The sequence below is a fragment of the Aminobacter aminovorans genome, from assembly GCF_900445235.1.
GTDB lineage: Bacteria > Pseudomonadota > Alphaproteobacteria > Rhizobiales > Rhizobiaceae > Aminobacter > Aminobacter aminovorans.
Map to the genome: position 1 here is coordinate 4285158 of NZ_UFSM01000001.1, position 13838 is coordinate 4298995.

17 protein-coding genes are annotated in these 13838 nt (G+C 62.5%); 5 read left to right on the plus strand and 12 right to left on the minus strand.

Going from position 1 to position 13838, the window contains the following annotated elements; all coding sequences use genetic code 11:
- The first annotated feature begins 190 nt into the window (after nt 1-190).
- Nucleotides 191-721 carry a GNAT family N-acetyltransferase gene (locus tag DY201_RS21210; RefSeq protein ID WP_115732925.1) on the plus strand — a complete coding sequence of 177 codons (531 nt, stop codon included), beginning with the start codon at nt 191-193 and terminating at the stop codon, nt 719-721.
- Between the two features lie 100 nt (nt 722-821).
- Here DY201_RS21210 and DY201_RS21215 read toward each other — a convergent pair whose 3' ends face one another.
- Nucleotides 822-1565, minus strand: a complete 744-nt coding sequence (locus DY201_RS21215; RefSeq protein WP_115733913.1) for an SDR family oxidoreductase — start codon at nt 1563-1565, stop codon at nt 822-824.
- 97 nt (nt 1566-1662) lie between these two features.
- Here DY201_RS21215 and DY201_RS21220 point away from each other — a divergent pair, with 97 nt between their 5' ends.
- Nucleotides 1663-2565, plus strand: coding sequence for an AraC family transcriptional regulator (locus DY201_RS21220; RefSeq protein ID WP_115732926.1), 903 nt, complete (start codon nt 1663-1665; stop codon nt 2563-2565).
- Nucleotides 2566-2865: 300 nt separating this feature from the next.
- Nucleotides 2866-3171 carry a hypothetical protein gene (locus DY201_RS21225; protein WP_115732927.1) on the plus strand — a complete coding sequence of 102 codons (306 nt, stop codon included), beginning with the start codon at nt 2866-2868 and terminating at the stop codon, nt 3169-3171.
- A 52-nt stretch (nt 3172-3223) separates the two neighbouring features.
- Here DY201_RS21225 and era read toward each other — a convergent pair whose 3' ends face one another.
- From era to rpoZ, 7 genes are all read right to left on the minus strand, one after another.
- The gene (gene era, locus DY201_RS21230) at nt 3224-4129 is read right to left on the minus strand and encodes a GTPase Era (protein WP_115732928.1); all 906 of its coding nucleotides are present in this window, start codon (nt 4127-4129) and stop codon (nt 3224-3226) included.
- Between the two features lie 20 nt (nt 4130-4149).
- Complete coding sequence (gene rnc / locus DY201_RS21235; protein WP_115732929.1) at nt 4150-4872, minus strand: ribonuclease III; 723 nt, start codon at nt 4870-4872, stop codon at nt 4150-4152.
- A gap of 2 nt (nt 4873-4874) precedes the next feature.
- Nucleotides 4875-5621 carry a signal peptidase I gene (gene lepB, locus DY201_RS21240; protein WP_115732930.1) on the minus strand — a complete coding sequence of 249 codons (747 nt, stop codon included), beginning with the start codon at nt 5619-5621 and terminating at the stop codon, nt 4875-4877.
- Nucleotides 5622-5698: 77 nt separating this feature from the next.
- Complete coding sequence (acpS, locus tag DY201_RS21245; RefSeq protein WP_115732931.1) at nt 5699-6115, minus strand: holo-ACP synthase; 417 nt, start codon at nt 6113-6115, stop codon at nt 5699-5701.
- 104 nt (nt 6116-6219) lie between these two features.
- A complete protein-coding gene (gene pyrE, locus DY201_RS21250) occupies nt 6220-6798 on the minus strand; it encodes an orotate phosphoribosyltransferase (RefSeq protein ID WP_115732932.1) in 579 nt (192 codons plus the stop codon).
- Between the two features lie 132 nt (nt 6799-6930).
- Nucleotides 6931-9165, minus strand: a complete 2235-nt coding sequence (locus tag DY201_RS21255; RefSeq protein WP_115732933.1) for a RelA/SpoT family protein — start codon at nt 9163-9165, stop codon at nt 6931-6933.
- 286 nt (nt 9166-9451) lie between these two features.
- Nucleotides 9452-9847 (minus strand): DNA-directed RNA polymerase subunit omega, encoded by a 396-nt coding sequence (gene rpoZ / locus DY201_RS21260; protein WP_115732934.1) that lies wholly within the window; start codon nt 9845-9847, stop codon nt 9452-9454.
- 276 nt (nt 9848-10123) lie between these two features.
- Between rpoZ and DY201_RS21265 the strand changes: the two genes are divergently transcribed.
- Both DY201_RS21265 and DY201_RS21270 read left to right on the plus strand, forming a co-directional pair.
- Nucleotides 10124-10705, plus strand: a complete 582-nt coding sequence (locus DY201_RS21265; protein ID WP_115732935.1) for a LabA-like NYN domain-containing protein — start codon at nt 10124-10126, stop codon at nt 10703-10705.
- A complete protein-coding gene (locus DY201_RS21270; RefSeq protein WP_115732936.1) occupies nt 10705-11370 on the plus strand; it encodes a uracil-DNA glycosylase in 666 nt (221 codons plus the stop codon). The genes DY201_RS21265 and DY201_RS21270 overlap by 1 nt, the downstream gene beginning before the upstream one ends.
- A 234-nt stretch (nt 11371-11604) precedes the next feature.
- Here DY201_RS21270 and DY201_RS21275 read toward each other — a convergent pair whose 3' ends face one another.
- From DY201_RS21275 to smpB, 4 genes are all read right to left on the minus strand, one after another.
- Nucleotides 11605-11826, minus strand: a complete 222-nt coding sequence (locus DY201_RS21275; RefSeq protein WP_115732937.1) for a hypothetical protein — start codon at nt 11824-11826, stop codon at nt 11605-11607.
- 419 nt (nt 11827-12245) lie between these two features.
- Nucleotides 12246-12461 (minus strand): hypothetical protein, encoded by a 216-nt coding sequence (locus DY201_RS21280; RefSeq protein ID WP_115732938.1) that lies wholly within the window; start codon nt 12459-12461, stop codon nt 12246-12248.
- 331 nt (nt 12462-12792) lie between these two features.
- Nucleotides 12793-13146: a hypothetical protein gene (locus DY201_RS21285; RefSeq protein WP_115732939.1), complete on the minus strand. Its 354-nt coding sequence runs from the start codon at nt 13144-13146 to the stop codon at nt 12793-12795.
- A gap of 87 nt (nt 13147-13233) precedes the next feature.
- Nucleotides 13234-13713, minus strand: coding sequence for an SsrA-binding protein SmpB (gene smpB / locus DY201_RS21290; RefSeq protein ID WP_115732940.1), 480 nt, complete (start codon nt 13711-13713; stop codon nt 13234-13236).
- Nucleotides 13714-13838 lie beyond the last annotated feature (125 nt).

The following is a 13838-nucleotide window of genomic DNA, read 5'->3' on the forward strand; positions in this document are numbered from 1 at the left end:
CATTGCCCGCTCATCGCACTCCAACACTAAACAACGTTTCACATGCTTTCTTGTTCCAACGAAAAAGCGACTCTGGCGCTCTATTCGCGCGAAGATTTTTATCGTTCAACCGGCAACATTGAGTTTTAAGGATCACACCTTCCAAAACATCAAAGCATCCTTTATTCGCTGCTTGCTCTTAGCGGACAGAATGGATCGAGACGTGATCAGGCCGGCCAACTTGACGGATGCCTCCAGCCTCGCCGCACTCGGGCTGGAAGTCTGGCTGAACACCTACATCCGCAACGGTGTCAGTGCCTTCTTCGCCGACTATGCGCTCGAGCATTTCACCGCCGCCGGTTTCGAGGAGATCTTGGCGCGGACAGACCAGACAATCCTGGTCTCGCAGAACACCGTCGGGATCGACGGCTTCATCCAGATCACATCGGGCGCCCCCTCCCCTGTGCCCGGCTGTTCCGATCTCGAAATCGCCAAGCTCTATGTCCAGCCCCGCCACCAGGGCTCGGGCGCCGGCGGCAGGCTGCTTCAGGCGGCACTGCGCGTCTGCGCCGGCACAGGCCGGCCCGACGTCTGGCTTGCGGTCAATGCCGAAAACCAGCGCGCCATGGAGTTCTACCTGAGGAAGGGTTTTGCCAAGGCCGGCGAAACCCGGTTCCAGATCGACCGGCAGTCCTACCCCAACCACGTGTTGCGCTACGATCTGGCTCTTGTTGGAGCATGATCTTTTCCGAAAACCGGCACCCACTTTTCGGGATCATGCTCTTGTCGCAGCATGATCTTTTCCGAAAACCGGCACCCACTTTTCGGGATCATGCTCTGACTCAGCCCGCCTGCGCCAGGGCCACCGCGTCGGGTCCCGCCGGAAAGCGCAGCTGCCCCGACACATCGTTCGCAGCCAACCACACGGCTTCGGCGACGTCGGTTTCCTTCGTCACCATTTCAGGTGTCGCAAACCCGGCGAAGATCGGCCCGGCAAAGCCGGCATAGGCTTCGGGAATGAGATCCTCGACCCGCAGCTCGGTGTTGTGGGCAAAACGCGTGCTTGGCGCATAGCCCGGCTCGACCAGCTTGACCCTGACATCGAAGGCGCCAAGCTCATGCGCCAGCGAGCCGGTGAACCCCTGGATCGCCATCTTGCTTGCAGTGTAGGCGGCGGCCAGCGGCATCGGCGCCAGCGTCACACTCGACGTCACGTTGACGACGACGCCCGACCGGCGCGCGCGAAACTGCGGGATGACCGCCTGGGTCATCGCCATCACGCCAAAGGTGTTGGTCTCGAACAGCTTGCGCACATGCACCATCGGCATCGCCTCGAAAGCACCGACGAGGCCGATGCCGGCATTGTTGACGAGCACGTCGAGCGGACCGCTGGCGTCGAGCGCAGCCGCTATGCTCGCATCATCGGTCACGTCGAGCGCAATCACCCGCATCCGCTCCGAGCGCGGCAGGATGTCCTCGCGCGGCGTGCGCATGGTGGCAACGACGTTCCAACCCCTGGAATGGAAGTGGCGGGCGGTCTCCAGGCCATAGCCTGACGAGCAGCCGGTGATCAGTACGGTTTTCATGGCGTTTTCCTGTTTCATGTTGACGCCGTGAGAATACCGTTCAGAATCCGGACTATCATCAATATCAAGTCCGAAATTCATTGGCAAAAGTCCATAAATGACAGATCCCCTCGCCCAGGTCATCGAACTGCTCCAGCCGCGCACGGTGTTCTCGAAGGGGATCAGCGGCGCGGGAGCCTGGGGCGTCCGCTACGCCGAATTTGGCCAGCCCGGCTTCTGCGCCGTACTCGAAGGCAGCTGCCGCCTCGCCGTCGACGGCGAGGCAGCGGTTGTGCTCGAAGAGGGCGACTTCGTGCTGTTGCCCGCTACCCCTGCCTTTACCATGTCCGGCTTCGAACCGGTGACGCCAAGGCGCATCGATCCGAAGACTGCGCCGGCGCCGACGGAGGAGGTTCGACACGGCCGGCAAGACGGCCCGGCAGATGTCCGCCTGCTCGGCGGCTATTTCGTCTTCGGCTCTCCCGATGCGGCACTTTTGGTGTCGCTGCTGCCCGCCATGGTCCATATCAGCGGTGTCGAACGGCTTGCGACGCTGGTGCGGCTCGTCGGCGAGGAAGCGAGCCGGCAAGATGCCGGCCGCGATCTCGTGCTCGGCCGTCTCGTCGAAATCCTGCTGATCGAGGCGCTGAGGGCGAACCGCACCAAGGGCTCGCCACCCGGCTTCCTCAGCGGACTTTCGGATGCCAGGATTTCAGCGGCGATAAGGCAGATGCATGGTGATCCGCGGCGGCCGTGGACGGTGGCCGAACTCGCCGGCGAGGCCGGCCTGTCGCGCTCGGCCTTCTTCGACCGCTTCACCCGAACCGTCGGGCTCAGGCCGATGGAATATCTGCTCGCCTGGCGCATGGCGCTCGCCAGGAAGCTGCTCGGTAAAAAGGACATCGCGCTCGACGAGGTCGCCCGCCAGGTCGGCTACGGCTCGGCCAGCACCTTCAGCACCGCCTTCAGCCGCCATGTCGGGCAGCCGCCGGGCCGCTACGCGCGTAGCGACCGGGAGTGATGAAAGGGCGGTCATGCGCATGTCGCACCACCTCGCCCCGATTCAGAAAAAGCATTGCGAGACCGACGGAACATAGTTCCAGATCGGTAACCAGCCCAAGCTGAACTTGTCGCTCCGACACGAACTTGTTCCTTAGACTGTCTTGCGTGGAAAAGCCTGCGAGGTTTGGCCAAAATGAGCCTGTCCATGCGAACAACAGAGCAGGCTCCGTCGGTGAGGCGAGCCCTGGTATCCTGCGCAACATATACTCTGCTGACGATAGGGTTTTACTTGGCCCTACGGGCGGGCGACAGGCTTGGCATGTGGGGCATCATGGCTTGGCCGCTGCTGCTCGCGCCGATCATTTTTTGCGCCTATTCACTTGTGAAATGGCGGACAATCCAGCGCCTTGGAACCCGTGGCTCAATCATTGCAGCGGTTTCGGCGGCGATATGGACGGGCGCAGCGCTCGTGGTCGCCGCCCTCATGGCGTTGGGCCTGCTGATCGCAGGCGAACATCCTCTGTTCGCCATCGCCATGCTGCTCATGGCCGCCCCATCTGCGGCGGCCATTCCGATCAGCGCCCTGGCGGGCTTTGCAGCCCACAGAATTGCAGGGCTGAACTGATCGGGTGCCGGGAGCCTCTGCCCCCTGGAGCGCAATTCCGGACGGAAATGCGCTAGCGCGGGAAATCCAGTCCCATCTCGCGGTAGCGCTCGGGATCGTCGCCCCAGTTCTCGCGCACCTTGACGAACAAAAACAGGTGCACCTTCTGCTCGAGGATGCCGCCGATTTCCATGCGCGAGGCCTGGCCGATGGCACGGATGGTCTCGCCCTTGTGGCCGAGCACGATCTTCTTCTGGCTGTCGCGCTCGACATAGATGACCTGCTCGATGCGCACCGAGCCGTCGGGCTTTTCTTCCCACTTCTCGGTCTCGACATGCGAGGAGTAAGGCAGTTCCTGATGCAGGCGCAGATAGAGCTTTTCGCGGGTGATCTCGGCCGCCAGCTGGCGCATCGGCAGGTCGGAGATCTGGTCCTCGGGATAATACCACGGCCCCTCGGGCAGGCGCTTGGCGAGATAATCGAGCAGATCCTTGCAGCCAGAACCGGTCAGCGCCGAAACCATGAAGGTGCGCTCGAAATCGACGCTTTCATTGGCCATCGCCGTCAGCTTCAGCAGCTTTTCGGGATCGACCCGGTCGACCTTGTTGAGGATCAGCACCTTGGGCTGACGCACGTCCTTGAGCCGTTCGAGGATGGCTGCGGCGTCGCCCTTGATGCCGCGTTCGGCATCGATCAGCACCAGGATCAGGTCGGCATCCCTGGCGCCGCCCCAGGCGGTGGTCACCATCGCCGTGTCGAGGCGCCGCCGCGGCTTGAAGATGCCTGGTGTGTCGATGAACACGATCTGGGCGTTGTCGTGGGTGGCGATGCCGCGCACGATGGCGCGCGTCGTCTGCACCTTGTGGGTGACGATCGACACCTTGGCGCCGACGAGTTGGTTGACCAGCGTCGACTTGCCGGCATTCGGCGCGCCGATCAGCGCGACGAAGCCCGAACGGGTACCGCCCGTCGCAGGCATTGTTGTTTCAGGGGCATCGGTCACGATGCGGTCTCCTCATGCTTCCAAACGCCTTCGCGCACCAGCAAGGCAGCGGCGGCGTTCTGCTCGGCCTCGCGCTTGGAGCGGCCGGTGCCGGTGGCGGGCAAAAATTGTCCGACCCGCACGATCACCGAAAAGACGGGGTCGTGGTCAGGGCCGGTGCGGCTTTCGATCTGGTAGGCAGGCACTGAAGTCGAGGCCTGATGCGCCCATTCCTGCAGTTCTGTCTTGGGGTCGCGGCGGGCAGCACCTGCGGCCTCGGCGCGCGGCTTCCAGAATTTGTGGATGAAGCGCTTGGCCGCATCCAGTCCGCCGTCGAGATAGATGACGGCGATCAGCGATTCCAGCGCATCGGCACGCAAATTGACGCGCTTGCGTTCGGCCAGATTGCGCACTTCCGAGCCGGCGCGGATCAGCTCCGCAAGGCCGATCTCGTCGGCGATCTGGGCCAGCGCCTCGGCGTTGACCAGCGCATTGAGACGAACCGAAAGCTCGCCCTCGGGCGCGTTAGGAAAATCCGACAGCAGCATGTCGGCAACGGCAAGGCCAAGCACCCGGTCGCCCAGGAATTCGAAACGCTCGTAATCGACGCCGGCGTTGGCGCTGCGCGCGCTGCCATGCGTCAGCGCCCGTTGCAGGCGCTGATGGTCGCGGAAGTTATGGCCGGTGCGGAGTTGCAGCGCGTCGGCGAGTTCCGTGGCGGTGAGCCGTTTGCCTGCCATGCCTATCGGACGAAGTTGAACAGGCGCGAGGCGCGCATCTCGGTCGGCCACTTCCAGATCTCGAGCGGGCTTGCGCCGTTGGCGATCGAGAAGAAGATGATGTTGGCGCGGCCGACGAGGTTCTCACCCGGCACGAAGCCGACATTGAAGCGGCTGTCGGTCGAATTGTCGCGGTTGTCGCCCATCATGAAGAAGTGGCCTTCTGGCACGACGAATTCGCGCGTGTTGTCGCCGATCGAGTCGGGCGTCAGGTCGAGCGTGTCGTAGGAAACGCCGTTCGGCAGCGTCTCGCGATAGACGTCGACCGGGCGGTTGACCTCGGTGATATCAGGATTGTCGATCTGGCCGACCTTCTCGCGCGGCACGGCGGTGCCGTTGATGTAGAGCTGGCCATTCTGCATCTGGATGCGGTCGCCGGGCAGGCCGACGACACGCTTGATGTAGTCGAGCGACGGATTTGGCGGGAACTTGAAGACGACGACATCGCCACGCTCCGGATCGGAGCCGAAAATGCGGCCCGAAAACAGGTTGGGCGACAGCGGCAGCGAATAGCGCGAATAGCCATAAGCCCACTTGGTGACGAACAGATAGTCGCCCTCGAGCAGCGTCGGCCGCATCGAGCCCGACGGAATCGAGAACGGCTGGAACAGCAGCGTCCGGATCACCAAAGCAAGCAGCAGCGCCTGGACGATGACGCTCACGGTCTCGCCGAGCCCGCCAGACTTCTTCTGTTTTTCAGCCACGCTCATGTCGTCCTCGATTGTAGGTCGCGATGGGTATAAGGGCTCGCCGTCGCCGGGGCAATGTCTCAGCCGCCGCCAAAACCCTAAGATAGTGGCGGTTGTTCGACCGGCAGCGCCTCTATGATCACAAAGGCTTGCGCAAGCGGAAAATCATCCGTGATCGTCAGGTGCAGCACAGCGCGATGGCCATCGGGCAGCATCGTTGCCAGCCTTTTTGCCGCGCCTCCCGACAGCTCCATCGTCGGACGCCCACCCGGCAGGTTGACCACGCCCATGTCTCGCCAGAACACGCCTTCAGATATGCCGCAGCCGAGCGCCTTGGAGCAGGCTTCCTTGGCGGCGAAGCGCTTGGCATAGGACGCGATCCGCCCACGTCGCCCCTCGGCACGCGCCTGCTCTACATCGGTGAAGATGCGCTGGATGAAGCGCTCGCCATGGCGGACGATCGACTTTTCGATCCGCCTGATGTCGACGAGGTCGCTGCCGATGCCGAGGATCACTTTTTCACCCTCGGAGTACGCGGCCCAAGCTGCCGATCTCCACGCTTGCGGGGGAGATGGCCGGCAGGCCAGAGGGGGGTTACCGGGCTCAATCCCGTCAATCCTCAGATATTCCGGCTGCCCGGCTTGATCGCCGGGATCGCCGCCAGTTCCGGCGGCAGCTGGTCGGCCGGATAGGCCGGCACTTCATATTCGGCAAGGGCTACCAGCGGCACGCCGACATCGGTCTTGCCGGCCGAGCGGTCGATGATGCAGGCTGCCGCCACGACCTCTGCGCCAAGCTCGCTCAGGCACGCGATGGTCTCGCGGATCGACAGGCCGGTGGTGACGATGTCCTCGACGATGACGACGCGTGCGCCCTTTTCGATCTCGAAGCGGCGCAGCCGGAACGTGCCCTGCTCGCGCTCGACCCAGATCGCCGGCACCTTGAGATGCCTTGACGTCTCATAGGCAGGGATCAGCCCGCCAATCGCCGGTCCGACGACATAGTCGATGTCGCCCGTAACTTCGGCGCGGATCTTGTCGGCCAGCGCCTTGCACAATGCTTCGGTCTTGTCGGCATGCATGAAGACGCGTGCCTTCTGCAGGAACACCGGGCTGCGCAGGCCCGACGTCAGGATGAAATGGCCTTCGAGCACGGCGCCCGCCGAGCGGAAAATGTCGAGAACGTCTTTTGTCTGCATCGTCGTCTTTCCTCGTCGTCAGTCCAGCGCGCTATAGCATGATCCCTAGAAGTGGTGGCCGGTTTTCGGAAAAGATCATGCTACAACAAAAAGATAGGGCCCCATTCCGATTCATCGGAATGGCATAGGCCCTCACCCGTTGACGCGGCGGGCATCGCTGACGCTGGAATTGTCCTTGAGCTGGGAGATCAGCCGGTTCAGGTGCTTCAGATCCCAGACTTCGAGATCAAGCAGCATTTCGGTGAAGTCGGGTGCGGTGCGGATCATCGACAGCGTGTGGATGTTGGCGTCGTTGGCGGCGACCACCTGGGCGATGTCGGCGAGCGAGCCCGGCGCATTGATCGCGGTCACCGAAAGCCGGGCCGGAAAACGCTCCTTCGAGCCCTCGTCGAGGTCCCAGCGCACGTCGATCCAGCGCTCCGGCTGGTCGTCGAAGGCCATCAGCGACGGCGACTGGATCGGGTAGATGGTGATGCCCGAGCCCGGCTGCATGATGCCGACGATGCGGTCGCCAGGCACCGCCCCCTCTGGGGCGAAGCGCACCGGCAGGTCGCCGCTGACGCCGCGGATCGGCACGGCACTGCCTTGTGCCTTCTGTTCCTTGCGCGTCGGCGCGGTCGAACGGCCGGGGATCTGGAACAGCATGCCGGCGGCGTTGCGGATCTTCGACCAGCCTTCCTCGCGCGGCTTGGCCGGATGGGTGGCGCGCTCTTCCTTGTAGTCGGGGAAGACGGCGCGGACGACGTCGTTGGACGACAGCTCGCCGCGGCCGACCGAAGCCAGCACGTCCTCGATGTCCTTGCGCGCCAGCCGGTGCAGCACCGGCTTCAGGTTGTCCTTGGAGAACTTCTTGCCGGCGCGCTCGAAAGCGCGTTCGAGGATGCGGGCGCCGAGCCCGGAATATTGCTTGCGGATGGCGTTCTTGGTCGCCCGCCGGATCGCCGAGCGCGCCTTGCCGGTGACGACGATCGATTCCCACGCCGCCGGCGGCACCTGCGCCTTGGAGCGGATGATCTCGACCTCGTCGCCGTTCTTGAGCTCGGTCATCAGCGGCATCACCCGGCCGTTGACCTTGGCACCGACGCAGGTGTCGCCGACGTCGGTGTGCACGGCATAAGCGAAGTCGATCGGGGTAGCACCACGCGGCAGCGCGATCAGCATGCCCTTGGGCGTGAAGCAGAAGACCTGGTCCTGGAACAGTTCGAGCTTGGTGTTTTCGAGGAAATCCTCGGGATTGTCGCCGTCGGCGAGCTGCTCGATGGTCCGCCGCAGCCAACCATAGGCGTTGGTTTCCTTGGAGATGGTGTGGCCGGCGCCGTTGCTCGGCTTGCCGGCATTGTCCTTGTAGATCGAATGCGCGGCGACGCCGTATTCGGCGATCTTGTTCATCTCGCGGGTGCGGATCTGCAGCTCGATGCGCTGGCGCGACGGACCGACGATGGTGGTGTGGATCGATCGGTAGTCGTTCTGCTTCGGCGTCGAGATGTAGTCCTTGAACCGCCCCGGCACCATCGACCATGTCGTGTGGATCGAGCCGAGCGCGCGATAGCAGTCCTCGACGGAATCGACGACGACGCGGAAGCCGAAGATATCGGACAGCTGCTCGAAGGACAGCGCCTTGGTCTCCATCTTGCGGAACACCGACCACGGCTTCTTCTGTCTGCTCTTCACATCGGCCTTGATGGCGTATTTCTCGAACTGCGCCGACAGCGCCTTCTCGATGTCGCCGAGCACGCCTATCGAGCGCTCGGACATTTCCGACAGCCGCTCGGTGACGGTGCGGTAGGCCTCGGGATTGATGTAGCGGAAGGCGAGTTCTTCGAGCTCCTCGCGCATGCCCTGCATGCCCATGCGCCCGGCCAGCGGCGCATAGATGTCCATCGTCTCCTCGGCGATGCGCAGCCGCTTGCTTTCGGGCACGTGATGCAGCGTGCGCATGTTGTGCAGCCGGTCGGCGAGCTTGACCAGGAGCACGCGCACGTCCTCGGAGATCGCCAGCAGAAGCTTGCGCAAATTCTCCGCCTGCTCGGCCTTTTTGGAGACGAGGTCGAGCTTCTTGAGCTTGGTCAGTCCCTCGACAAGCTTGCCGATGTCGGGGCCGAACAGTTCGTCGATCTCGGCGCGCGTCGCACTTGTGTCCTCGATGGTGTCATGCAGCAGGGCGACAGCGATCGTCGCCTCGTCGAGATGCATGTCGGTGAGGATCGCCGCCACTTCGAGCGGATGCGAGAAGTAGGGATCGCCCGAGGCGCGGCGCTGATGGCCATGCTTCTGCATGGCGTAGACATAGGCCTTGTTGAGCAGCGCTTCGTTGACGTCAGGCTTGTAGCGCTGGACGCGCTCGACAAGCTCATACTGACGCATCATGGGCGGCTTCCCGGAACTCGAAATGAATCATGCGCCGCAAGGGCTTGCGACGCATGTCATAGATAAACACAGATGTGACGGCGCGGAAGTGCCGATAAGCCGGTTTGGCGCCGCTTGCGAGCTTTTTGGCGCTCTGGCGGCGCAGAGTTTGTTCGATAACTCGCCCTGCCGAGGGAGATGGCTTGGTTTTCGAGAACCGGAGCGGAGCGGACTTTAGGGTCCGTGAGCACCGGAAGCGCAGAAAACCGAGGCAGATGCCCGGCAGGGTAGAGTTAGCGTCAAACTCTTAGTAGTCGTCGCTCTTTTCGGGAGCGACCAGGCTCTCGATGCCGGCGAGCAGGTCTTCTTCCGACATGCGGTCGAAGTTGATGTTCTCTTCGGCTTCCTCGGCGTCGATGGCGGAAGCTGTGGTCTGGTCGGCCGGCTCGGGAGCCTCGGGCTCCGGCTCGTCGACTTCGACGTGCTTCTGCAGCGAGTGGATCAGGTCTTCCTTGAGATCGTCGGGCGACAGCATCTCGTCGGCGATTTCGCGCAGTGCCACGACAGGGTTCTTGTCGTTGTCGCGCGGCAGCGTGATCTGCGCGCCCTGCGAGATCTGGCGGGCGCGGTGGCCAGCGAGCAGCACCAGCTCAAAGCGGTTGTCGACCTTGTCAATGCAGTCTTCAACGGTTACGCGGGCCATGAAGTGCCCCTTTCATGCATGGATTTGACGGAAAGCTGACGCGTGCCATAACCTGAACGGCCACGCAATTCAAGCATCAAGCCTGCTTTGCCACCGAAGCGTCGGATTCCGGACAGACATCCACAAACGATTATTTTACTGCTCCGCCCCTGTCCCCCCTTGGAATGAACCACCGCGAGCGATATTTGCCGCATTGGGGTAAGTCATTGATCTGGGGGAACGGGCGCTCGGTTCAGCGTATTTGGCGTCAGCCTATTTCAACAAGGAAATTTTCCTATGTTTGATCCTCGCGAGAAAATCGCACTTTTTATCGACGGAGCTAATCTCTACGCCACCTCCCGCTCCCTCGGCTTCGACATCGACTATCGCAAACTGCTTTCCACCTTCCAGAAGCGCGGCTATCTGCTGCGCGCCTATTATTACACCGCACTTGTCGAGGACCAGGAATACTCCTCGATCCGCCCGCTGATCGACTGGCTCGACTATAACGGCTTCAAGGTCGTCACCAAGCCGGCCAAGGAGTTCACCGACGCCACCGGCCGACGCAAGATCAAGGGCAACATGGACATCGAGTTGACCGTCGATGCGCTCGAGCTCGCCGATGTCGTCGACCATTACGTCATCTTCTCCGGCGACGGCGATTTCCGCACGCTGGTCGAGGCACTGCAGCGCCGCGGCCGCAAGGTCTCTGTCATCTCGACGATGGCCTCGCAGCCGCCGATGATCTCGGACGATTTGCGCCGCCAGGCCGACCATTTCATCGACCTGATGACGCTGAAGGCCGAAATAGGTCGCGAACCGTCCGAGCGTCCGGCGCGCAAACTCGACCCGGTCGAACCTCCAGCCCAAGACATTTGATGCTCAGTCTCCAGCCCGCCCAGACGGTCGACCCCGACCGCGACTGCCCGCTCTGCCCGCGCCTGCACGATTTCATCGCCAGCTGGCGCGCCCGCGAGCCGGGCTGGTACAATGCGCCCGTCCGCTCCTTCCTGCCTCCCGAAGGCGAAGACGCCGTGCGTTTCCTGATCGTCGGGCTGGCGCCGGGCGTGCGCGGGGCCAACCGCACCGGCCGCCCCTTCACCGGCGACTATGCCGGCGAGCTGCTCTATTCGACGCTCAAGCGCTTCGGCATGGCCCGCGGCGAGTTCGAGGCACGGCCCGACGACAGCCTGGAACTGATCGGCACGGCGATCACCAATGCCGTGCGCTGCGTGCCGCCAGACAACAAGCCGGTGGGCGCCGAGATCAACACCTGCCGCACCTTCCTGGTGCCCACGATCGCACGCTTTCCCAATCTCAAAGCCATCCTGACGCTGGGCTCGATCGGCCACCAGTCGACGGTGCGGGCGCTGGGCGCACGTGTAGCTGCGGTGCCCTTCAAGCATGGCGCGCGTTGCGATGTCGGCAACATCGCGGTGTTTTCGAGCTACCACTGCTCGCGCTACAACACCAATACGGGCGTGCTGACGGAAGAGATGTTCGTCAACGTCTTCCGTGACGTAGCCGAATTCCTGCAGAAATAGTTTCCGCGCAGCCCGGCTCTTCGCCGTTACGGTTCCCATAAAAAGGCCCGGTTGCGCTGTGGGGCGACAACCAGGCAAGGGGCACCAGCACATGGAACGGCTGGCTTATCGCGCCGAAGCATCAGCCGCGAGGTCCCTGAGCACCATCTCGAGCCGCAATTCTGCCTGATGCCGATCGAAAGCGGCCTTCGGCAAGGATCATGCTCAACCCAGGATTGGAACCCCACCCAAATCTCAGCCGGCGTCGAAAAACGAACGCTTTCCCGTTTTGCTACTTGGAGCAGCACCACCGCTGGTGGGCTTGTTGTTTCCCTTGACCTGCAGGATCGCCCCGCCCTGTGTCGTCTGGCTGCTCAGTGCAGGCTTGGACACGGTCTTTGGCGACATCGGTGCTGCGGCGAATGCCGCCGGCGACAGCATCAGCCCTGCCATTGCTGCTATCATGATCGTCTTCATTGGTTCACCTCCTTCATTGGCCATCCGGCCGTCGCGTGACGCAAATGGCACCGTCCCCGCTTGGTGCCGGACCACGCCTGCGCCAAAAACGCGGTCTGCACGGAGAAATGGAAGCAAACTCGGGACTTTGGCATACGGCAGATGCCGTATTTCGACGCCGGCCAGGCCTGGATTGCGGCGACTTGGTTAGCCGATGGTTTACGGAAAACTTGCCTTGCCCCGGCTTGCCGCCAGTGAAAAAGCCCGGTTGCGCCGTGGGGCGACAACCAGGCAAGGGGCACTTAGCAAATGGAACGGCTGGCTACGGCGCCAGCCGCAAGGTTGTGGTCAGGCCGTCGTCCGGCTCAAGCTGCGGCACGGCGTGGCCAAAGCACGAGCCAGCCACCCACGAGGATTGGATGATCCCCTCAGCGACAGCTTCAACCGGCAAAGCCCTTGCCCGGCATGAAGCCCTTGCCGCCTGGAATGGATATGGTCCCGGTACGGCCAGGGCCGGCAGCCAGAACCACGCCGTCCTTTTCCCCTTGGCTGGTAGCAACCGCCTTTGAGGCAGCGCCTGCCGCAACCGGCACTGCGGCGAATGCCATGGGCGTCAGCATCAGCGACACCGCCGTTGCCATCATGATCGTCTTCATCGATGTGTTCCTTTCACCGGAGGTCCGGCCCAAGGCGCTCAGGCACCGCCCTTGGTGCCGAACCACGCGGCGCCAAATCGTGGTCTGCGTCGAGAAATGACTGCAAAACGCTGATTTTGGCATACGGCAAATGACGTATTTCGACGGCGGGTTGGCGAGGGATCGCAGTGTTGGTTAACCGGATTTTTCTCGCGATGGTGATCGCCCAGGATTGCTCTTTCCGGGAGGAGTACCAACTCTTTTGCCAGAGGGGGGCGCAAGATCGGTATACAAAGGGTTGGCGACGTAAGACGCCACCGGACACACGCCCCAACCTCGATCACTGCCGGGCTTAGACACCTATTGCCAGCTGCACTTGAAATTGGGATGCCCCAATCGACTTAGGGACATTCTTCACCCGCGGCAAGTTGGCGAAAGCCTGAGCGATGTACCTGGCCAGCTCAGCCGAGACGTTGCCCTTGACGACCTTCACGTTGGTGATCGAGCCGTCGGAATTGATGCGAAACGTGACATCGGCGATCTTCGGATCGCTCGGCAACCGGGCCGCTGCCTGGACGACAATCCTGTCGTAACGAACCGCGTCAACGTGCTCTCGAACACGTTTTATGTAGTCCGCCTTCGATTCTTCAGCAACGCCGGCAACAGCACTGAACAGCAGAAAGAAAAATGCAAAAGTCGCCCGCATTCCGGTTCTCCAATCCCCGTGCGGCAGAGAACTGGAATCGCACCTGCCGTCAATCTTCTCCCACCTGGGGAGAAGGATAAGCGCTCCCTACCCGCGTTCCTTGAGCAAGCGGCCCTTTTCGCGGTTCCAGTCACGCTGCTTTTCGGTTTCGCGCTTGTCGTGCAGCTTCTTGCCGCGGCTGACGGCGAGCAGCATCTTGGCCATGCCGCGATCGTTGAAATAGATCTTGAGCGGGATCAGCGTCATGCCTTCGCGCTCGATGCTCTGGGCGAGCTTGGCCATTTCGCGCTTGTTGACCAGCAGCTTGCGGCGGCGGCGCGTCTCGTGGTTGAAGCGGTTGGCCTGCAGATATTCCGGCACGTAGGAATTGATCAGCCACAGTTCCCCGCCCTCGAACGAGGCATAGGAGTCCTGGATGTTGGCCTGGCCCAGGCGCAGCGCCTTGACCTCGGTGCCGCTCAGCACGATGCCGGTCTCGAGCGTGTCGAGAACCTCATAGTTGAAGCGCGCCTTGCGGTTTTCCGCGGCGATCTTGTTGTTTGGGTCGGATTTCTTGCCCTGGCTCATGACGTCGCTACGTGTTTGGTGCGTCCCCTACAACTCGCTCACAAGGCTGCACCTCAACGGGAAGCACCGCACATCCGAAACCCTGCGCCAAAAGCGCGTCCGATTTCAGCTGCGGTCGCTGATGT